General features: G+C 67.3%; 14 protein-coding genes and 1 tRNA gene. 6 read left to right on the top strand and 9 right to left on the bottom strand.

The genetic code is table 11. The features are described 5' to 3' along the window. Positions 1-3: 3 nt before the first annotated feature. On the bottom strand, positions 4-7971 hold the full coding sequence (locus MF270_RS07815) for a hypothetical protein (RefSeq protein WP_238365316.1): 7968 nt from the start codon (positions 7969-7971) through the stop codon (positions 4-6). 233 nt (positions 7972-8204) lie between these two features. Between MF270_RS07815 and MF270_RS07810 the strand changes: the two genes are divergently transcribed. Beyond that, complete coding sequence (locus MF270_RS07810) at positions 8205-9584, top strand: FAD-binding oxidoreductase (RefSeq protein ID WP_238365315.1); 1380 nt, start codon at positions 8205-8207, stop codon at positions 9582-9584. 287 nt (positions 9585-9871) lie between these two features. Here MF270_RS07810 and lipA read toward each other — a convergent pair whose 3' ends face one another. Next, positions 9872-10822 (bottom strand): lipoyl synthase, encoded by a 951-nt coding sequence (lipA, locus tag MF270_RS07805; RefSeq protein WP_238365314.1) that lies wholly within the window; start codon positions 10820-10822, stop codon positions 9872-9874. Between the two features lie 310 nt (positions 10823-11132). Here lipA and MF270_RS07800 point away from each other — a divergent pair, with 310 nt between their 5' ends. After that, positions 11133-11678, top strand: a complete 546-nt coding sequence (locus MF270_RS07800; RefSeq protein ID WP_238365313.1) for a peroxiredoxin — start codon at positions 11133-11135, stop codon at positions 11676-11678. Between the two features lie 121 nt (positions 11679-11799). Here the strand turns inward: MF270_RS07800 and MF270_RS07795 are convergent, their stop codons facing one another. Continuing rightward, complete coding sequence (locus tag MF270_RS07795) at positions 11800-12981, bottom strand: alpha/beta hydrolase (RefSeq protein WP_238365312.1); 1182 nt, start codon at positions 12979-12981, stop codon at positions 11800-11802. Positions 12982-13135: 154 nt separating this feature from the next. Between MF270_RS07795 and MF270_RS07790 the strand changes: the two genes are divergently transcribed. Continuing rightward, entirely contained in the window at positions 13136-13330 is a 195-nt protein-coding gene (locus MF270_RS07790; protein ID WP_238365311.1) for a hypothetical protein, read from the top strand. A gap of 144 nt (positions 13331-13474) precedes the next feature. On the opposite strand, the gene MF270_RS07785 is transcribed toward MF270_RS07790, so the two are convergent. Continuing rightward, complete coding sequence (locus MF270_RS07785) at positions 13475-13792, bottom strand: hypothetical protein (RefSeq protein ID WP_238365310.1); 318 nt, start codon at positions 13790-13792, stop codon at positions 13475-13477. A 46-nt stretch (positions 13793-13838) separates the two neighbouring features. Next, positions 13839-14615 carry a 23S rRNA (guanosine(2251)-2'-O)-methyltransferase RlmB gene (gene rlmB, locus MF270_RS07780; RefSeq protein ID WP_238365309.1) on the bottom strand — a complete coding sequence of 259 codons (777 nt, stop codon included), beginning with the start codon at positions 14613-14615 and terminating at the stop codon, positions 13839-13841. A gap of 127 nt (positions 14616-14742) precedes the next feature. On the opposite strand from rlmB, the gene MF270_RS07775 reads away from it, so the two are divergent. Continuing rightward, positions 14743-14826 (top strand) — tRNA-Tyr (locus tag MF270_RS07775). Between the two features lie 56 nt (positions 14827-14882). Here the strand turns inward: MF270_RS07775 and MF270_RS07770 are convergent. Continuing rightward, on the bottom strand, positions 14883-15350 hold the full coding sequence (locus MF270_RS07770; RefSeq protein ID WP_238365308.1) for a hypothetical protein: 468 nt from the start codon (positions 15348-15350) through the stop codon (positions 14883-14885). An 84-nt stretch (positions 15351-15434) separates the two neighbouring features. Between MF270_RS07770 and MF270_RS07765 the strand changes: the two genes are divergently transcribed. Next, on the top strand, positions 15435-16436 hold the full coding sequence (locus MF270_RS07765) for a hypothetical protein (protein ID WP_238365307.1): 1002 nt from the start codon (positions 15435-15437) through the stop codon (positions 16434-16436). A gap of 93 nt (positions 16437-16529) precedes the next feature. On the opposite strand, the gene MF270_RS07760 is transcribed toward MF270_RS07765, so the two are convergent. Further along, positions 16530-17114, bottom strand: a complete 585-nt coding sequence (locus MF270_RS07760) for a hypothetical protein (protein ID WP_238365306.1) — start codon at positions 17112-17114, stop codon at positions 16530-16532. 212 nt (positions 17115-17326) lie between these two features. On the opposite strand from MF270_RS07760, the gene MF270_RS07755 reads away from it, so the two are divergent. Further along, complete coding sequence (locus MF270_RS07755) at positions 17327-18601, top strand: O-acetylhomoserine aminocarboxypropyltransferase/cysteine synthase family protein (protein ID WP_238365305.1); 1275 nt, start codon at positions 17327-17329, stop codon at positions 18599-18601. Positions 18602-18671: 70 nt separating this feature from the next. Here the strand turns inward: MF270_RS07755 and MF270_RS07750 are convergent, their stop codons facing one another. Both MF270_RS07750 and MF270_RS07745 read right to left on the bottom strand, forming a co-directional pair. Beyond that, positions 18672-19394: an SIMPL domain-containing protein gene (locus MF270_RS07750; protein ID WP_238365304.1), complete on the bottom strand. Its 723-nt coding sequence runs from the start codon at positions 19392-19394 to the stop codon at positions 18672-18674. Between the two features lie 64 nt (positions 19395-19458). Next, positions 19459-20157: an SIMPL domain-containing protein gene (locus tag MF270_RS07745; RefSeq protein ID WP_238365303.1), complete on the bottom strand. Its 699-nt coding sequence runs from the start codon at positions 20155-20157 to the stop codon at positions 19459-19461. Positions 20158-20236 lie beyond the last annotated feature (79 nt).

Here is a 20236-nt window from a genome sequence, read left to right as displayed (position 1 = left end):
TGATCAGACAAAGTCGTAATTGGCCGACGTGAGGGTGGCCGAATCCACGCCCTGCAGCACGATGGCGGTCAGCCCATCGACCACGATCAGCGTCTCGAACGTGCCGATGACGGTCAGGTCGGACATCGCAACCCCTTCGAATCGCAGCACATCCGCCGTGATGTCGAAATCGGTGATCGTGTCGGTGCCCTCGTCCTGCGTGCCGTCGAAGACGAAGACATCGGCCTGCGTCCCGCCCGTGAGCGTGTCGTCTCCAAGCCCGCCGGTGATCTCGTCCGCGCCGCCGTCTCCTTCGATCACGTCGTTGCCATTGTCGCCCTTCAGCGTGTCCGCGCCCCAGCCGCCGATCAGCAGGTCGGCGCCAAAGCCGCCCTCGATCCAGTCGGCCCCGCTGGCCCCGTCAAGCGTATCGGCCCCGCCTTCGCCAAACAGCGTGTCGTCACCGTTGTTGCCCAGCACGTCGTCGTCACCCACACCGGCCGCGATGGTGTTGGCGAACTCGTCGCCGCGCAGGTCGTCGGCAAAGCCTGACCCGATCAGCCCCTCGATAGAGAGGAACACGTCGTTCGCCGCCTGCCCCGTGTTCAGCGCCATGTTGCCCATGACCACGGTCACGCCGGCCTCGGCCGTCAGGTAGCTCGCCACATCGGTGCCGTCGCCGCCGTCCAGCGTATCCGCCCCGCCGCCGCCGGTCAGCCAGTCGTCGCCTGCCTCGCCCTGCAACAGGTCATGGCCGTTCTCGCCGTAAAGGTAGTCACGCTCGGCCCCGCCACGCAGCGAATCGTGCCCGTCACCGCCGTAAAGGAAGTCGGTGCCGCCATTGCCGCGCAGGCTATCCGCGCCCGCGCCGCCGCGGATCGTGTCGCTTGCGCCGGAGCCGCGCAGATCGTCGGCATGGGCGCTGCCCTCGAGCTGTTCGACCGCGTAATAGCTGTCGCCCGCCGCGTCGCCCGCGTTGATCCCGGTATTGGCCAGCGCCGCCACCACGCCGGCGCCCGCATCGGCGTAGCTGACAAGGTCGATGCCCCCGCCGCCGCGCAGCTCGTCCGCGCCGGCGCCGCCGGTCAGCGTGTCATTGCCGCCCGCGCCGTAAAGCGTGTCGGCCCCGTCCTCTCCGAAAAGCGCGTCGTTGCCGTCGCCGCCGCGCAATTCGTCGTCGCCGCCGCGCCCGTAAAGCACGTCGTCATCGGCCCCCGATACAAGCCCGTTGCCCGCGTCGTCGCCGATCAGCGTGTCGGCGCCCGCCCCGGTCTCGAGGTTTTCGACGCCGAGGTAGGTGTCGCCCGCAGCCGAGCCGGTGTTCTGCGACGGATCCTCGAGCGAGACGACCAGCCCGCCGAGCGGCAGGCGCAGGGTCTCGACATAGCTCGCCGTGTCGTCACCGAAGCCGCCGTTCAGCACGTCCGCCCCGGCGCCGCCGATGAGGCTGTCATGGCCCGGCCCGCCGTAAAGCGTGTCATTGCCGCCGCGCCCCTCGATCGTGTCGTTGTCGCGGAAGCCCAGCAGCTGGTCGTAAAGATCCGTGCCCTCGATCCGGTCCTCGACCGGGCCGCCGGTGGCGTAAACGCCCGTGACCGGCGCGAGGAAGATCGCGGTATCCAAGAGCCCGTCGCCGCCGTCCGCCACGCTCAACTCGAGCAGGTTGGCACCGTCGAAGATCGGTCCCTGCACCGTCAGCACCTGAGTATAGGCATCGGCGCGCAGCACGTCGCGCAGCGCGCCTTCGCCCACGAGGTTGAAAAGCGTATCCTCGGACCAGGCGCCCGTCAGATCCACGGCGAGCGAGGTCATGTCGGCCTGCCGCCCGTCGCTCAGCACCGCGGCCGAGAGCCCGTTGATCTTGACCTCGAACCGGTCGGGGTCGAGCGGGGTGCGATTTTCCGGGAATTCCTCGGAGACGATGACGAGGTGGAAGAGGTCGCGGTAATCGACGCCGCCATAGCTGCCCGGCAGGGTCACGTCGAAATCGACCCGCACCGTCACCGCGTCATCCGCCGCCCCCGCGCTGCCGAAGTCGCGGCTGAGATCGCCGCCCGTCGCGGCCACGTTGGGCGAGACGACGACGGAACTGGCCAGCTCTTCACCGTTGTCGAAGGCCTCGGCCACGTAGAGGTAGAGCGGCTCGGAGGTGTCCACGGTCTCGGTCAGGGCAAAGGTCACCTGGCCTGCGTCCCCCAGCGAGAAGGCGCCGCCAAGCGCCGTGTCGCCCGAATAATCGACCTGGCCCAGCCGCGCGAAGCCTTCGTTGATCGTGCCGTGGCCGGTGCCCAGCAGGTCGTCCCCGTAGATCGGGAACGGCAGGTTCACGACGCGGGCACCCATGCGCCCCGCCTCGAACGCCGTACCGGCGGGCGTGTAGTCGAAGACGTCCAGCGCGCCGTCCAGCAAGGCCGGATCGAAGGTGGTCACCGTCTCATCCTGCGTGGCGATGAAGTCGCGCGACAGCACCACCGCGTCCAGATCGAAGCCCGAGACGATCCCGCCCTCGCCCTCGAGGTTGGCGCTATCGCGCAAGGTGAGCGTGTTGATCCCGCCCGGCACATGGGGCACCAGGGCGCGGAAGATGACCGAGCCGTCTGCCGTGACGCCGATGCGCTCGAACTCCAGCCCCCGCTCCATCGCCAGCGACAGGCCCGCGCCATCCGCGTTGTCGACCAGGTTTTCGCCCGCAAGCTCCGAGATGTCGCCGGTCGAAAGCACGAAGCCGTCGCCCATGGCAAAGGGCCCGTCCCGCATCCAGCCCGCATCCGCCCCGCCGGTCACCGAAAAGCCGGTGAAGCCGCCCGCGCCGGGGCCGTAGAGCACCTCGACCATGTTGTCGATGGCGCCGCCCATGATGTCGTTGTTCAGCGAGGTGAAATCGAACGGGGTCGGCCCGATGGGCCCGGGGGTCGGCCCGGGCGGGATGATCGGCGCGTTCGGCGCCCCGGCGCTGCCCGTCATCGACGATGTGCCCGACAGCATCTGCGGGGCCGAGGGCGTCACCGGAACATAGTCGATCGCCGTGCTGTTCGACGGCAGCAGCGTGAAGAGAAGCCGCCCGACCAGCCCCGACAGGTCGGCGGTGTAGATATAGGTATCCCCGCCCGAGAAGCTGAAGAAGTAATCCGACGCCGTCCCCGCCAGTTGCAACGTGTCGCGGCTGGCGTCGAAATCGTAGAGATAGGCGATGTCGCCGATGAATTCGCCGTAATGCATGCCCGAGGCGTCGCCCAGCACGAAGGTGTCGGACCCGCCCTGGCCCCACAGCTCGTCCGTGCCGTCGGCGATGCCCTGCACGCCGCCCTGCAACCAGTCGTTCCCGGACCCGCCCCAAAGCGAATCCTCGCCCGCGCCGCCTTCCAGCGTGTCGTTGTCACCGTAGCCCGAGATGTAATCGTCGCCCCCCCCGCCGATCAGCAGGTCGCCGAAGCTGAGGTCCGTCTCGTCCGAGGTGATGCCGAGGATCTCGTCGTCGTTATCAGTGCCGTGGACGCGCAACCGTTCGATATCGTTGAAGAACGTGCTGCCGATCGTGTCCGGGCCGTCCATCACGTAATAGACGCCCTGCACGTCGAGAGTCGGCGTCGCGATGTCGTTGTCGCTGATGAGCGCAAAGGCCGTGACGCCCGAGAAATCCAACGTCAGCCAGTCGGCTTGCGACCCGGTCTCGGAATTGCCCTCGCCGCCCTCGATCCAGTTGTCGCCGAAATCGACCTGGAAGCGGTCGGCCCCGAGGCCCCCGTCGAAGGCGTTGTCGTGATCGCCAAGCTGGGTCAGCCGGTCGTCGCCCGAGCCGGCGGTGATGTCGCCCAGCAGCTCGAAATCGACCATGGCGGCGCCGGTGTCGGTGTAGATGTCGAAACTGACCGAGCCGTCGGCCGCCCCCTCGATCTCGAGCGCGGTGACCATGGCCGACAGGTCCGCCGACAGCCGGTCGATGCCGAGGCCGCCGGAATAGAAGAACGCCTCGGCCAGGCCCGAGAGGCGCGCCACGTCGTCGTCGCCCGAGCCGGCAAAGACCACGTCATAGCCGTCGCCCAGCTGGATCGTGTCGTCGCCCGCGCCGGTCGAGATGTAGTCGTCCCAGCCCTCCTCGTCCGCGCCGTCGAGCGCGGCGGCGATCAGGTCGTCGCCATCGCCCGTCTCGATATCCAGCTGCTCGGTCGAATAGGCGATCAGGTCGTTGGTCAGCGGGGTGAAGAGCACATCCACCCGCACCTCGGCGCTGGTGAAGCGGCGGATCTCGACCGGCACGAAGATGTCGAGCGCGTAGCGCAGCTGCAGCGTGTCGATGCCGAAGCGGCCGTCCACCGTCTCGAGCACGCCGGTGGTGAACAGGCCCGGGTCGATGATGTTGTCGACGCCCCGGCCGTAGAGTGTGTCGGAATAGGCCGAGCCGATAATGTGTTCCATGTCGCGGATCACGTCGCCCTCGGCGGTGCCGCCCAGGCCCCAGCCATCGCGGATGTCCACCTCGACCGCCGCGCCCGAGCCCGAGTAATCGACCCAGTCCTGCCCGCCGTCGCCATCCAGCGTGTCCGCGCCATTGCCGCCGATCAGCGTGTCGTTCCCGTCGAGCCCGCGGATGCTGTCGGCGCCGTTGCGGCCGCGGATCACGTTTTCCGACGCGTCTCCGGTCAGCGTGTCGGCATAGGCGGTGCCGGTCAGGTCCTCGAAGGATGACACGAAGCCCTGCGCCACCTGGGTCACGCCGCCGGCGCCATCGTCCTGGTAAAGCGTGGCGTGGGCGATGGTGTCGCCCAGCTCGGGTGCCAGCCCGGCCATCACCGCGTAGCCGTCCAGCAGCGAGGCATCGACCGCCCCGGTCATGTTCTGGAAGCTGATGAGGTCGCGATCCCGGCTGTTGAACCCGGAGTTTACCCCGTCGAACAGGCCCCCGCCGCCGTGGAACGTGCCGCCGAGGCCGTAACCCATGACGGTGTCCTCGCCCTCGCCGCCGTCGATATCGTCCAGCCCGCCGCGCCCGTCGATGTAATCGTCGCCGTCGAAGGCCGTGACTACGTTGGTATTGGCATCGCCATAGAAGGTGTCGCCATGGAAGGTCAGCATGGCGTTCTCGATATGGATCAGGACGTCGCCCGTCGCCTCCCCGCCGAAGTTCACGCCCGCGTCGAAGTCGAGCCAGACGGCAGCGGTGGAAAAGACATAGGAGACCCAGTCCTCGAGATCGTCGAGGCCACCGCCCGGGCCGCCGCCGTCGATCGTGTCGGCCCCGACCCCGCCCGACAGCAGGTCGGCATGGTAGCCGCCCGTCAGGCTGTCGTTGCCGCCGTTGCCCTGCAGCACGTTTTCGGCGTGCAGGTTGCCGCCGAAAATGTCGTCGTAGTCCGAGCCGCGGATGTACTCGATGCCGCGCAGGGTGTCGCCCTCGGCCTCGATGGCGCCGGTGGCGCGGTACTCGGTGAAATCGGGGCCCGAGTAGACGGCGGTCAGGGTCACGCCCGCGCTCGCCTCTGAATAATCCACCTCGTCGAAGCCCGCGCCGCCGTCGATCAGGTCCGCGCCTTCCTCGCCGTTCAGGATGTCGTCGCCGTCGCCGCCGCGCAGCACGTCGTCGCCCGCACCGCCCGCCAGCACGTCATCGTCCGAGCCGCCGTAGACCGTGTCGTTGCCGCCGCCGCCCTGGATCGTGTCGCTGCCCTTGCCGCCGAAAACCTCGGCGTCCAGCGTCACCGCGTCCTCGATGTAAAGCGCATCATTGCCCTCGCCGAAGCTCGCGTCGATGGTCGCAAGATCGTCCAGCCCGGCCTCGTAGACCTCGAAGATGCCAAAGGCATGGACGGCCACGCCCCGGTTGACGCCCAGCCCGTCCTCGGCCGGGGCCAGGGTGATGGAGACATTCTCGTGCATCGCCTCCTGCGCGATGTCCTCGGCCACCAGCTGCTTCTTCTGGTAGGTGTCGATGATCTTGGCCAGTTCCGGCGGCACGGTGTCGGGGTTGTAAAGTTCGACCGGGCCGACAGTATCGACCGCGCGCGGCAGGGCGCGTTCGTCCGCCGCGCCGCCCACGTTCAGCTCGAGCGTCGCGCCGATCACGTCCGACAGGCCGGTGCCCACGTGGCGGTTGGTCATGTCCGGGCTGTCGCAGGGGTCGATGTTGAACTGCGCCAGCGTCACGGTCGCCAGTTCGAACCGGTCCGAGATGGCCAGAGGCTTCTTGCCCACTGTAAACTCGATCTCGATCCCCGCCGTTACAGTGCCCGAGATGTCGCTGATGATGCAGGGCATCAGCTCCTGGATGTAGGTCTTGCCGTCCTCGGACCCGGTCAAGTTAAGGCCCAGCGTGCCGGTGATCCCGCCCGAGACGGTGACCGAACCGATGATGACATTCAGACCGCCGCCCGCCTTCAGCGTCATGCTGAGCGTGGCAAAGGGGTTGGCGACCCCGGCCGGCCCCTGGTCGGTGGCCAGGTAGAAGCCTTGCGCGAAATCCACCCCGTCCGCGCCAAGCCCAGAAGTGTCGTAGCCGACCCCCATGTCGATGGTCGCGCCGAAATCCCCGCCGATAAAGGCCACGACGGGCCCGAAGTAGAAGGGAATGTCGATCCCCTTCTCGAACTCCAGCACCGGCAGGTCGTATTCCACCAGCTCGACCGTGGGCGTGCCGAAGCCGTTGAAGAGGATGGCCGACAGCGATTCCAGCGGGGTCTCGAGGAAGGGCAGCCGCAGCCCGATCCCGGCGTCAAGCTGCGCCAGCAGGTCGAGGTAGGCCTGCGGCAGCGGCTCGGTCGTGGGCAGAGCCGAGCCTGCGTCGATGATCGCGGACCCGTCCGGCAGCGTGCCCGCCGCCAGCTCGGCCGAGGCAGAGGCCGAGACGCCGATGTCGCCCAGCGGGATCACCCCGTCGCCCAGGTCCGCGAGCGTCTGGATCAGCTCGGCCACAAAGATGACTTGCTCGAGGAATTCGGTGTCGATGCCTGCGTTGCCGGGCAGGAAATCCACCAGGTCGGTGATCGTGATGATGGTGTCGCCATCGTCATCCGATTCCATGCCCGGGATCAGGTCGGGCAGCACCGGCAGCTCGGCCGTCAGGATGTCGAGCAGCGGCCCCAGCGGCACCGTGTCGAGGATGTCGTCGAGCTGGCCGAAGATCGCGCCCAGGAACTCGGCCAGCTTCGCGAGGTCCATCGCCATGTTCTCGAGCCCGATGGCGGCGGTCGCCTCGACCGTGGCGCCTTCGCGCATGATCGCGCCGGCGAAGTCGAACCCCATGACCAGGTCGCCGTAGATCGTCGGCAGGTAGGCGGTGATGCCCTCCGCCTCGCCGTCGAGATTGCCGGGCCCGGCCTCGAGATGGGCGCCGTAGTGGATGCCGCCCGAGACGGACGCGCGCCCGCCGCCGTTGATCCAGTTGGTCATGTTGAAGTCGAGCGCGATGGCCTCGTCCATGCCCGGGATGGCCTCGAGCGCGGCGCCGAGGAACCCCAGCGCGCCGGTCTCGGGCAGCGCGATGCCGCCGGTCAGCGAGATGTTCAGCGCCGCATCGGCCACGCCATCCTGCGCCAGCGCGCCGGTGGTGCCGTCGATGACAAAGGCGATTTCGGAACTCACGGCCGCGGCAAGGTTTTCCAGCGTACCGCCCAGGTCGAACCCGCCGCCGGGCAGGCCCAGGTCGCCCGCGATCTCGGCCGCGGCCAGGTCGACCACGGCGGCCGTATCCACGCCGAACGAAACGTCGAAGGCGATGTTGCCGCCGACCTCGACCGCGTGGAACCCGTCGATCGCGTCCAGCGCGGCCGCCACATCCGCAAGCTCGGCCGTGGCGAAGTCGATGGTGGACAGAACGCTGTTCAGCGCAGTGCGCCAATCGGCGACGAAGCCAAGCAGCGTGTCCACCTGCCCGCGCAGCGCATCGCCGATCACGGGGATGTCCGAGCCGAGGATCTTTTCCTCGACCCGCGCCACCATCGCGTCGAAATAGGCGTTGAACTCGGTCTCGAGCGTGACGGGATCAATGGTCGTCGGCATGGAATGCCCCCCTTGTCGACTGGTCCGGGCGGATGGGCCCACCGCCCCGCCGGGATATTGGAATGCTCTGTCCTGCAATCTTTTGCCGCGCCGCGCGCGGCCGGAAACGGATCGATCTCAATCCCCGTATCCTTGCCCGGACAGGCGAAAAAGGCAAGCTTTCGTCGCGGGGCAAGGCTTGCGCCGCCGCCCGTGTCGGCCGATAAACGCGCCTGCAAATCGGGGGGAGAACCATGAGCATCGACGGCGCAATCGCAGCCCTGAAACCGGTCCTTGGCGACCGGCTGTCCACGGCCCAGGCCATCCGCGACCAGCATGGCGCGAATGAATCGCATTTCGCTCCGGCCCCGCCCGACGCGGTGATCTTTCCCGAGACGACCGAAGAGGTCGCCACCGTGATCCGCGCCTGCGCCGAACACGGCTGCCCTGTCGTGGCCTGGGGCACCGGCACCGCGCTCGAGGCACAGCACCTGGCGACGCAGGGGGGCATCAGCCTCGACATGAGCCGGATGAACAAGGTGCTCGAGGTGCGCGGCGAGGACCTGAACGTGGTGGTCCAGCCCGGCGTGACCCGCGAGCAGTTGAACGAGGAACTGCGCGCCACCGGGCTCTTCTTTCCCATCGACCCCGGCGCCAATGCCTCGCTGGGCGGGATGGCGGCGACCCGGGCCAGCGGGACGATGGCGGTCAAGTACGGCACGATGCGCGAGAACATCCTGGCGCTCGAGGCGGTCATGGCCGATGGCAGCGTGATCCGCACGGGGAGCCAAGCGCGCAAGTCCTCGTCCGGTTATGACCTGACGCACCTGCTGATCGGCTCCGAAGGCACGCTCGGGATCATCACCGAGCTGACGCTGAAACTGCAGGGCATCCCCGAGGCGATCAGCGCCGCCACCTGCCGCTTCGAGAGCGTCGAGGACGCGGTGAACTGCGTGATCCTGACGATCCAGTCGGGCATCCCCATGGCCCGGATCGAGCTGGTGGACGGGATGATGGTCAAGGGCTTCAACGCCTTTGCCGGGTCGGACCTGCCCGAAAAGCCGCACCTGTTCCTCGAGTTCACAGGCTCGCCTTCAGGCGTGGCCGAACAGGCCGAGCTCTTTGGCGGCATCGCCGAGGAGTGCGGCGCCACGGGCTTTCGCTGGACCGAGAAGACCGAGGAACGCAACGAGCTGTGGAAGATGCGCCACAACGGCCATTTCGCGACGGCGACGCTGGACCCTGGCAAGCGGACGCTCGCCACGGATGTCTGCGTGCCGATCTCGCGCCTGGCCGAGGCCGTGCTGACCGCGCAGTCCGAGGCCGCGCGGCTGGGCCTCACCGCTCCGATCGTCGGGCACGTGGGCGACGGCAACTTCCACTGCGGCGTGCGCTGCGACCCCGCCGACCCCGAGGAAATGGCCCGCGTGGGCGAGTTCACCCATATCCTCGCCGAGACCGCCCTGCGCCTCGGCGGGACGGTCTCGGGCGAACACGGCATTGGTCTTGGCAAGCAAAAATACATGCAGGCGGAACATGGCCCCGCCCTGCACTGGATGCGCGCCATCAAGGCGGCCTTCGACCCCGGCAACATCCTTAACCCGGGCAAGCTGCTGCCCCCGGGGAACCTGTAAGAGGTTTCGGATCGCGTCGCGATCCAACCGGGGGCGCGCGGCTGCGCCGCGCGCCCGGCACGTGGCATGACCGGTTCTGTCGATGTGAAGGCATCACGTCTTGAGACGTCGGAGTGAGGGGCCAGCCCCTCACACTCCCCGGAGTTTAGAGGCACAATGAAGAGCGGATCGGATCCCCTGCTTCATTGTGCCGATAAACTCCCGCCGGAGGCACGCCCGAGGAACCGGCCCCTGGGCCGGTTTCGAGATATCAAGCGCGCGCGGCACGCGCGCCCCTTGGGATCAGGTCAGGCGCGGCCGAGCTTGGCGGCGCGGGCGTCGCGCATGCGGGCGAAATCATCGCCGGCGTGGTAGCTCGACCGGGTCAGCGGCGTGGCCGAGACCATCAGGAAGCCCTTGCCGCGCGCGGTCTTTTCATAGGCCGCGAATTCGTCGGGGGTCACGAAACGGTCGACGCGGTGATGCTTGGGCGTCGGTTGCAGGTATTGCCCGATGGTCAGGAAATCCACGTCAGCCGCGCGCATGTCGTCCATCACCTGGTGCACGGACTGGCGGTCTTCGCCCAGCCCCACCATGATGCCGGACTTGGTGAACATGCCCGGATCGAGCTCCTTCACCCGTTGCAGCAGCCGCAGCGAATGGAAATAGCGCGCGCCTGGCCGCACGGTCGGGTAAAGGCCCGGCACAGTTTCGAGGTTGTGGTTGAACACGTCGGGCCGCGCCTCGACCACCGTCTCGAGCGCGCCGGGTTTCGACTTCAGGAAATCCGGTGTCAGGATTTCGATCGTCGTGCCCGGCGACTTGCGCCGCACCGCGCGGATCGTCATGGCGAAGTGTTCCGCCCCGCCATCGTCGAGGTCATCGCGGTCGACCGAGGTGATCACCACGTGGTTCAGCCCCAGCTTGTCCACCGCATCGGCCACCCGCCCCGGCTCGAACACGTCGAGCGCATCGGGACGCCCCGTCGCCACGTTGCAGAAGGTGCAGCCGCGGGTGCAGATCTCGCCCATGATCATCATGGTGGCGTGGCCTTGGCTCCAGCATTCGCCGGCATTGGGGCAGCCCGCCTCTTCGCAGACCGTCACCAGCTTGTTCTCGCGCATGATCCGGCGCGTGTCCATGTAGGCCTGGCCGGTCGGCGCCTTGACCCGGATCCAGTCCGGTTTCTTCGGCTGGGCATTGTCGGGGCGGTGCGCCTTTTCCGGGTGACGCTGGTCCGGGATCTTGAGGTCTCTCACGTGTCTTTCCCCGTAACGGCCGTTAACTGTGCCTGCTACACCATATGGGCAGGCGGGAGGAATTGCCAGTGACGCATGCCTGCCATGCACACTGGTGCGCTACGTCCCCAATGTTAGTCCCCGCTTCCCGCCTGCAATCCCTGCCCGATCCGAATTCTGCCGCTTTTTCCGACGCTTCGACCGCCGCGCGCGCATTCCCCGGGCGCCGAAATACTGCAATGCGGCATGGCGCCACTTCGCAGTTGCGGCATCGCGGGGCTTGGCTTATCTCCGCCGCATCCTCACTCGAAACCACCTGGAGAGACCAGCCATGAAGACAGGCGTGACCCTGCCCAACGTGACCTTCCACACCCGCGTGCGCGACGAGGCCGTGGGCGGCCCGAACCCGTTCCGCTGGGAAGACAAGACGACCGCCGACTACTTTGCCGGCAAGCGCGTGATCCTGTTCTCGCTGCCCGGCGCCTTCACCCCCACCTGCTCGACCTACCAGCTGCCCGGGTTCGAGAAGGGCTTTGAGGACTTCAAGGCCCAGGGCATCGACGAGATCTACTGCATGTCGGTCAACGACAGCTTTGTCATGAACAAATGGGCCGAGAGCCAGGGCCTCAAGAACGTCAAGGTCATCCCCGACGGCTCGGGCGCCTTCACGCGCAAGATGGGCATGCTGGTCGACAAGGACAACCTGGGCTTCGGCATGCGCTCGTGGCGCTATGCGGCCATCGTCAACGACGGCGTGATCGAAGCCTGGTTCGAAGAGCCCGGCCTGATCGACAACTGCCCCGACGACCCCTACGGCGAATCGAGCCCCGAGACGCTGATGGCCTGGCTCAAGGAAAACGCGACCGTTTCGGCCTGAGGCTGAGCGGGTTTGAGAATGTGAACGCGGCCTCCGACCGGGGGCCGCGTTTCTGCGTCTGGATGCCCGGATGGCCATGACCTGTTCGCCCCATGCCCCGAGAGGCACGACCGACCGGCACTCACTCCGCAAGGAAAGTCGTCAGGGCAGCGACATAGGCATTCCACAACGGATGGCCGGCCAGAGGCAGGTGGTTCGCCGTTTCGAAGACCACGAGCTCGGCGTTGGGGATTCCGGCGGCCAGTTTCTGGGCCTCCTCCAACGGGTGCACCGCATCGTGACGGGCATGGAGAAGCAATGTCGGACATTGAACACCGGGCAGCAGCGGCACGACACTGGCCGCGTTCAGCCGATCCCTGATGGCAAGGATGGTCTCTTTCGAGGTGGCCTGCCGGGCCATCTCGGTGATGGCGCGCAGATCGTCGAACGGACCTTCGGGGCAATAGCTCGATACCCAGCCCATCAGAAAGCCGCCATGGGACTGGTCCCATCCAGCGTCGATCGAGGTGCGGATCGGATCGACCAGACGGGACGCGGCCCGGCGGTTCGGTCCATCGGCGTATCCACCGATGATGGCCAGTTTGGTGACTCGGTCGGGATGGCGCGCCGCCAGGTGAATCGCGGCCAGCACGCCGCCGGATTCCGACAAGACCGCCGTCCGGTCGATTCCGGCCGCGTCCAGAACCCTGCAGATGTGATCCGCCTGGCTGTCGAAATCGAGAGCGGCGACCCGTCGATCCGACTGGCCCGATCCAAGCGTGTCGCTGCGGATCAGAAGGTTCTGCCGCGAAATGGCGTCGATCATGCGGCGTTTGGTCGGGATATGCCATTCGGCCTCCAGATCGTTGGTCATGTTCGGCGTGAACCGAACGACGGCGGGGCCAGAGCCGGTCATCGAATAGGCGATCCGGTGCCCGTCGCTGGTCGCGGCAAAGCGGATACGCTGGGTTTCCTGAATGTCGCCCTGGAGGCGCGGCGCGGTGTCGGTAAAGCCCGCCCCCCTCACGGGAGCCACCAGCATGAGCCCCCGCCGCGCGATGGTCCGGATCACCTTTTGCGTCTTGCCGTCATCGCCCACGGCCTTGCGCGCCGACGCGATGCAAGCCGAGATGGCCGAATCCGACACGATCCGCCCGCCCCAGACCTCCTCGATCATCCGCTCGCGTGTGACAAGGTCACCGGCATGGCGCACCAGCAGGTGGATCAGGTCAAAGACCTTGGGCTCGACGGCGAAAGGCGCGCCGCCCCGGGTCAGCGTCAGGCGCGAGTCGTCCAGCGTGCAATCGGCAAAAACATGATCCATTCCTGTCAGGCTACACCGATTTTGGCGGGCGCCAGCGGAAATCTTGCGGGCACAGCAGGTTCCCAAGACAATCCCGGGAATTTCCCAAGGCCGGGCTCAAGCGGGCTATTTCGGATCATGGCACCTTGGCTGCATGAGCCAAGGGAGACCCCGGATGATCAGCCCCATACACATCGACCTCATGAAGCACAGTGGCCCCGTCGGCCCCACCCCGCAGGAGCGTGTGGCGATGCACCTCGTCCGCAAGGCCCGCACTGCCATGCTCGTTTTGCGCCTGCGCCAGCTGTTCGCGACGGCACTGCGGGCCCCGGCTTCGGCCCGTCTGATCGGCCCACGCAAGACTGTCTGATCATTCGGTGCGGTTTCAGATCCTGTCCGGTCTTCCGATCCAACGGATGCGCGCCGCCTGAAATCTCCGGCACCCAACCTGGCAGAGACGGCCAGTGGTCGCTCTTGCCCGGTCAGGGGCCAAACGGAGCCGACGCATGCGGCCTCAGTCGAAAATGTCCTCGATCGCGTCGAACGCTTCTTCCAGGAACCACCGCCCGAAACTCTTGCGCTTCTTCTGTTTCTTCGGCCGGTTCGGTTTGCCCTGCGTCCCATGGTAGCCGTGGGGCGCAGGGGTCCCGTGACGCGCCGGATGGCGAATGTCATCCCGGTGCCGCTCCACGCGCTCGCTGGGCAGGCTCTTGAGGTCATGTAGCGGGGCGCCGCAGCCCTGGCAGCTCAGCTCGTGGCGCGTCTCGCCGCGCAGGACAAGCGCAGCGCGCAGGCCGCAATAATTGCAAGTGGCGATCTTGGTTTGCGGCATCCGGCCCTCCGTTCTGCCCCCGATATGGGGGCGGAGGGGCCGTGCCTCAAGCGGGCCGCGCCGCGTAAAGCGCCACGGCGGCGGCGTTGGACACGTTGAGCGAGCCGAAATCGCGGGCGAAGGGGATCTTGACCAGCTGGTCCACCGTCTCCTTCGTCTTTTCGCGCAGGCCCGGCCCTTCGGCCCCAAGCACCAGCGCCACGGGGCGGTCGCGGCGGCCCTCGATTGCCTCTTCGATGGTCTGCTCGGCCGTGCCGTCAAGGCCGAGGACGATGTAGCCCATGCCCTGCAACTCGGTGATCGTCTCCGACAGGTTGCGCAGGCGCAGGTAGGGCTGGCGTTCCAGCGCCCCGCTCGCCGTCTTGGCCAGCGCGCCGGTCTCGGGCGCCGAATGGTGGCGCGTGCCGATCACCGCCGCCGCGCCGAAGACCTCGGCCGAGCGCAGGATCGCGCCCACGTTATGCGGGTCGGTGACGCGGTCGAGCAGCACGAGGCGCGGGCAGGCATCGCCCACCGCCACATCCGCCAACTGCCCCCAGTCCAGCGGCTTCACCTCGAGCGCGGCGCCCTGGTGGACCGAGTTCGAATCGAGCGGCGCGGCAAAGTTGCGTGGATCGCTCATCTCGGGCTCCATCCCGCTGGCGGCGATGGCGTCGGCCAGCTTGTCGGCGGCGTTGCGGGTCACGATCAGGCGCAGCCGTTCGCGCCGGGGATTTTCCAGCGCGTCGCGCACGGCATGCAGGCCAAAGAGCCAGACGGTTTCCGCCGCCGAGGCCTTTTTCGCCTGTTCCTTTTCCACCACCCACTTCGGTTTCTTCGCCATTTTCCCGCCTTTCGAGACCTTGCCCCCCTTTGCCTTGGCGCCGCACGAATGCCAAGGATTTTTCCGGTTGACGCCGCCCCGCCCCCTTTGTAATCAGCGCCTCACACCGGCTAGCCCGGTGCACGGTGGGCGACAGGCCGCAAGGTGTGGCAGGGGACTGTAACTCCCTCGAGGCGACTCACGCCTGGTTCGATTCCAGGGTCGCCCACCATTCTCACCGCCCGGACGGGGCGGTGGATTTTCCAGACAGGACAGCGCGTTACGGGGTCAGTTGATCTGAATTCCCGCGCGGTCGAAGGTCGCCTCTTCCACCCCCAGATCGTCGTAAAGCAGCCGGATCGTCACCGTCTCGACGGACCCGAGCGGCCGGCGGATATAGGGCAAGCCGTCCTCGGGCAGCAGCGCGCCGGGCGCGGCGGTCGCTACATGGCAGTCGGGCATCGGCCAGACCTCCAAGGCGCCGCCATTCACCGCGTATTCGATCTGGTGCAGCCCGCAGCGCCAGGCCAGCAGGTGCGTCAGGTACAACAGGTCGGCCCCGTCGTATTCGCGCACCGCCACCCAGCTGGCGCGGGTGGCGCCCAGGATGGGGCGCACCTCGGTCGCGGTCAGGAACTTGCCCGTGGGGGCCTGGTCCTCGGCGGTGAACCCTGTGGCGGCCGGTGCGGCCTCGGCCTGCGGCTCGGCATCGCCGCCCAGGGTCATGGCGATCACGAACAGGATCACGTCCAGCATCAATCCCTCCCTGCCCCGCAAGCGCGCGCTTTCGCGCCGCGTCGCCCGGGCCTATAAGACGTCACATCAATCAATGGGCAGAGTATGGCAGGCAAGCGGGGCAAAGGCCAAGCCTTCAACATCCTGGTGGTCGGCCAGGCGGGGCGGCTGGAATACGAGGCGGCGCTGTTCGCGGCGAGCCTGCATGCGGCCGCGCCGGACTATCCCGGCCGCGTGGTGGTGGCCGAGCCGCAGCCCGGCCCCCTGTGGCCCGGCGAGACGCGGATGTCGGAGCCGGTGCGCGACCTGCTGGCCGAGCTCGACGTCGAGATCCTGCCGTTCGAGTCCCGCCACTTCGGCGCCCGCTACCCCCATGGCAACAAGATCGAGGCGCTGTTCGCGCTGCCGCCGAACCAGCCCTTTCTCTTCCTCGACACGGACACGCTGGTACTGGACGACCCGGCCCGCGTGCCCATCGATTTCGACCGCCCCTCGGCATCGCTGCGCCGCGAGGGCACCTGGCCGAAGATCGAGCTGTACGGGCCGGGCTACGAAGAGATCTGGGGGTCGCTCTACACCCGCTTCGGGCTGGATTTCGACAGCTCCAAGGACCTGTCGCAGCCGGTCGAATACTGGCAGCGCTACCTCTATTTCAACGCCGGGTTCTTCTATTACCGCTGCCCCCATGCCTTCGGCCGGCGGTTTCTTGAATTCGCGCTGTCGATCCAGGGCGACCCGCCGCCTTCGCTGGTGTGCCAAAGTCTCGATCCCTGGCTCGACCAGGTGGCGCTGCCGCTGGTGATCCATTCCCTCGGCGGCGGACGCGATGCGCTCGAGCCCGGCTGGCTCGACGGGCGCACGACTTGCCATTACCGCACCCTGCCGCTGCTTTACGCGCGCGAAAGCGACGGCGTGGTCGAGGTGCTGGAACGCGTGACGGCCCCGAACCGGGTCAAGAAGGTGCTGAAAGAGTACGAGCCCTTCCGCCACATGATCTACCACAAGAGGGGCCATAAGGCCCGGGCGCTGTTCGACCGCAGCGACCTGCCGCGCAAGGAACAAGGCATCCGCAACCGGCTGCGCGACGCGGGGCTGTGGGAGAGGTAGCCCGAACGACACAGGGCGGACCATCGGCCCGCCCTGCCTGCAGGCACAACGCCCGGGCATGGGATGTCGGGTGGGGTTCTACCCCACCACCCGTCACGCCGCCTTTTCGACCAGCGTGTAGCTGGTGATCAGCTCGTCGCTGACCTGGGCACGCATCGGCTTGCCGTCCTCGGCCCGCTTGGCCTGGGCACCTGCGGCACGCAGGATCATCCGGCCCAGTTGGCGGTTCAGCCGCGCCTTGCGGGCATTGACGCCCTTTTCGTTCGCGGTGTTGATTGCCTGGTCGTAGCTGGCCGAGAAATCCTTGTCCGACGCGGCGGTCTTGATGACCGTCAGGATGAAATGCTCATCGAACTTGCCGGCCTCGTTCAGCTCGAGCGCGGTCGACACGGTCTTGTCCAGCACCGCGCGCTTGGCATTCAGGCGCTGCACCAGCTCGTCCTCGGCCGGGATATTCGACACGAGGTAGCCCTCGATCGCCTTCTGCAGGAAATGTCCCAGCTCGCGGCCCTCGGCCTTGGCTTCGCGCTTGGCCAGGGCCAGCACCTCGGGTTCGAGGTTGAAGGTCACCTTGCCCTTGGGCGCCTTGGCCACCTTGGCGGCTTTCGCGGCCTTGCCCCTGCGGTTCTTGCCTGCTGCCTTGCCCGGTTTCACGCCGGTCTCTTCGGTTTTCGCCATGATGTGACACTCCTTGTCAACATGAGTTAGCTTTATGTTGACAACATAAAGACACTTTATGTTATTGCAAGCCCTTTCCGACCTGCGGCGACCTCTGTCACGCGGCTGTTTCCAAAGAGTCACAGCGCGCCGCACACGGGAATCGCTTGCAAGCGCGGACGGGCTTCGAAACGATGCGCACAATCACTTCGATCACGACGGGAGGACAGACCATGGCCGACTATGGCTTTGATACTTTGCAGATTCACGCCGGCGCCCGGCCCGACCCGGCGACGGGCGCGCGGCAGACGCCGATCTACCAGACCACCGCCTACGTGTTCCGCGACGCCGAACACGCGGCCGCGCTCTTCAACCTGCAGGAGGTGGGCTACATCTATTCCCGCCTGACCAACCCCACGGTCAGCGTGCTGCAGGAACGCATCGCCACGCTCGAGGGCGGCGCGGGCGCGGTCTGTTGTTCCTCGGGGCATGCGGCGCAGATCATGGCGCTGTTCCCGCTGATGGGTCCGGGGCTGAACGTGGTGGTCTCGACCCGGCTTTACGGCGGCTCGATCACCCAGTTCAGCCAGACCATCAAGCGCTTCGGCTGGTCGGCCAAGTTCGTCGACACGGACGATCTGGACGCGGTCAAGGCCGCCATCGACGACAACACCCGCGCGGTGTTCTGCGAATCCATCGCCAACCCGGGCGGCTACATCAGCGACCTCGACGCGCTGGCCAAGATCGCGTCCGACGCGGGCCTGCCGCTGATCGTCGACAACACCTCTGCCACCCCCTTCCTCTGCCGTCCCATCGACCACGGCGCCACGCTGGTCGTGCATTCCATGACCAAGTACCTGACCGGCAACGGCACGGTGACGGGCGGTGTGGTGGTCGACAGCGGCACCTTCGACTGGTCCGCCTCGGACAAGTTCCCGTCGCTCTCGGCGCCGGAACCCGCCTACCACGGGCTCAAGTTCCACGAGACCTTCGGGCCCCTCGCCTTCACCTTCCACGGCATCGCCATCGGGCTGCGCGATCTGGGCATGACGCTGAACCCGCAGGCCGCCCATTACACGCTGATGGGGATCGAGACGCTGTCGCTTCGGATGGAGCGGCATGTTGCCAACGCGGAAAAGATCGCCGCATGGCTCGAGGGCCACGAGGCCGTCGCGGGCGTGACCTATGCCGGGCTGGAAAGCTCGCCCTACAAGGATCGGGTGACGCGGATCTGCCCCAAGGGTGCGGGCGGCCTCTTCACCGTGCGGCTCAAGGGCGGCTATGACGCCTGCGTCAAGTTCGTGGATTCGCTCGAGATCTTCAGCCATGTCGCCAACCTGGGCGATACGCGCAGCCTGGTGATCCACTCGGCCTCGACCACCCACCGCCAGCTGTCCGAGGAACAGCAGATCGCCGCCGGGGCCGCGCCCGACGTGGTGCGCCTGTCGATCGGCATCGAGGATGCGGACGACCTGATCCGTGACCTGGATCAGGCGCTGAAGGCTTGATCTGTCGCACAAAATGAAAACGGGCGCGGCCACATCGGTCGCGCCCGTTTTCCTTGCCCGCTGGCGGGAATTATTCCGCGCCGGGCGCCACCAGTTCCCAGACGATAGTGACTTTCCCAATGGCGGTGACGTCCCCGGCAGAGATCGGCACGCCGGTCGGCCCTGTGCTGGCGGCTTCCTCAACGATCACGGGGGCCTCCTGGACGGGGAACGGCAGCGTGACCAGCGGCGCGGCGCTGTCGCTGATCGACAGGATCGCGCCAAGGTCCAGCCCCGCCGCCACCGCGTAGTCCTGTGCCTTCTCGCGCGCATTTTCGACCGCAGCGATCCGCGCCTGGCGCCGCAGCTCGGACGCATCCTCGAGACGGAAGTGCATGTCACCGACATCGTTGGCCCCGTCCGCCATCAACGCGCCCAGCAGGTCGGACATCTTCGACAGGTCACGTATCCGAAGGTCGAGCTCGTTGGCCGCGAAGAAGCCCAGCTCGATCCGCTTGCCCTGGTCGTATTCATAGTCTCGTCGGACCATGAGAGTGCTGGTCTGCATGTCCGAAGGCGCGATCCCGGCGGCTTCGAGGCGCGCGATAAGCGTCTCCATCTTGGCCGAGACACCGGCCATCGCCGTATCGGGGGCTTCGGACTGCTCTGTCACGCCAATGGACAGTGTCGCAGAATCCGGCGCCGCCGACGCGCGCCCCTCGCCCGTCACGGTCAACGTTGGAACAATGGACTGCGCCATGCCCGCCCCGGCGAGGAAACAGGCCAGCAGGGCCACCGAAAAGGTCTTGTTCATGATGCGCTCCGACAGAATACCTGCCGGAACGCTAGGGGTGCGGGAAGCCGACGACAAGCACGACCTACTCGGCCGCGCCAATCTCCCAGGTCATGGTGACATTGGCGTTGACCGTGACCTCGCCGGCCGCGACCGGGACGGCGCCTGCGCTGCGCGCCTCCATCATCGGGGCGGCCACCGGGTAGGGCATGCCGCCGCCGCCGTCCTGGATCGACACGAGCTTGCCCAGCGTGACGCCCGCCGCCTCGGCCAGCACCTCGGCGCGGTGACGCGCCTCGGCCACCGCGTCGCGGCGCGCCTCGTCCATCAGCGGGGCCGGGTCCGACAGGCCAAAGCTGAGCCCGTTCAGCGTGTTGGCCCCCGCCTCGCGCACCAGCGTGTCAAGCACGCCACCGAGGCCGTCGAGGTCGCGGATGCGCAGGGTCAGCGTGTTCACCGCCTCGAATCCCACCTGCCGCTCGACCCCCGAGGACCGGCTGTCATAAACCGGGTTCAGCCGCAGGCCCGAGGTCTGCATGTCCCGCGCCTCGATCCCCGCCGCACTCAGCGCGGCCAGCATCGCATCCATCGCGGCACTCGCCGCATCCATCGCGGCATCGGCGCTGTCGGCCGCCTCGCGGACGCCGATCCGCACCATGGCCATGTCGGGCGCCGCCTCGACCTCGCCCTCGGCCGAGACGGTGATGGTCGCGGCCTCCTGGGCCATCAGCCCCGACGCCGCGCAGCTCGCGGCCAGCACCAGTGAAAACAAAGACTTGCGCATGGAAGCTCTCCCTTGACTTGTGGCTCAAGGTCGGGCCTTTGGAGGGGGAGTACAAGACCAGGGGGAGGCGTGCCCTTGC

Source organism: Mesobacterium pallidum (assembly GCF_019966535.1).
In the GTDB taxonomy this organism is placed as follows: domain Bacteria; phylum Pseudomonadota; class Alphaproteobacteria; order Rhodobacterales; family Rhodobacteraceae; genus Mesobacterium; species Mesobacterium pallidum.
Note: the sequence above shows the minus strand (reverse complement) of the source record. Positions and strands in the feature narration are given on the sequence as shown.

What these genes read in the sequence shown, in the direction of transcription:
- MF270_RS07815 (WP_238365316.1), bottom strand. Translation starts at nt 7,971, where the DNA reads ATGCCGACGACCATTGATCCCGTCACGCTCGAGACCGAGTTCAACGCC.
- MF270_RS07810 (WP_238365315.1), top strand. Translation starts at nt 8,205, where the DNA reads ATGAGCATCGACGGCGCAATCGCAGCCCTGAAACCGGTCCTTGGCGAC.
- MF270_RS07800 (WP_238365313.1), top strand. Translation starts at nt 11,133, where the DNA reads ATGAAGACAGGCGTGACCCTGCCCAACGTGACCTTCCACACCCGCGTG.
- MF270_RS07795 (WP_238365312.1), bottom strand. Translation starts at nt 12,981, where the DNA reads ATGGATCATGTTTTTGCCGATTGCACGCTGGACGACTCGCGCCTGACG.
- MF270_RS07790 (WP_238365311.1), top strand. Translation starts at nt 13,136, where the DNA reads ATGATCAGCCCCATACACATCGACCTCATGAAGCACAGTGGCCCCGTC.
- MF270_RS07785 (WP_238365310.1), bottom strand. Translation starts at nt 13,792, where the DNA reads ATGCCGCAAACCAAGATCGCCACTTGCAATTATTGCGGCCTGCGCGCT.
- rlmB (WP_238365309.1), bottom strand. Translation starts at nt 14,615, where the DNA reads ATGGCGAAGAAACCGAAGTGGGTGGTGGAAAAGGAACAGGCGAAAAAG.
- MF270_RS07770 (WP_238365308.1), bottom strand. Translation starts at nt 15,350, where the DNA reads ATGCTGGACGTGATCCTGTTCGTGATCGCCATGACCCTGGGCGGCGAT.
- MF270_RS07765 (WP_238365307.1), top strand. Translation starts at nt 15,435, where the DNA reads ATGGCAGGCAAGCGGGGCAAAGGCCAAGCCTTCAACATCCTGGTGGTC.
- MF270_RS07760 (WP_238365306.1), bottom strand. Translation starts at nt 17,114, where the DNA reads ATGGCGAAAACCGAAGAGACCGGCGTGAAACCGGGCAAGGCAGCAGGC.
- MF270_RS07755 (WP_238365305.1), top strand. Translation starts at nt 17,327, where the DNA reads ATGGCCGACTATGGCTTTGATACTTTGCAGATTCACGCCGGCGCCCGG.
- MF270_RS07750 (WP_238365304.1), bottom strand. Translation starts at nt 19,394, where the DNA reads ATGAACAAGACCTTTTCGGTGGCCCTGCTGGCCTGTTTCCTCGCCGGG.
- MF270_RS07745 (WP_238365303.1), bottom strand. Translation starts at nt 20,157, where the DNA reads ATGCGCAAGTCTTTGTTTTCACTGGTGCTGGCCGCGAGCTGCGCGGCG.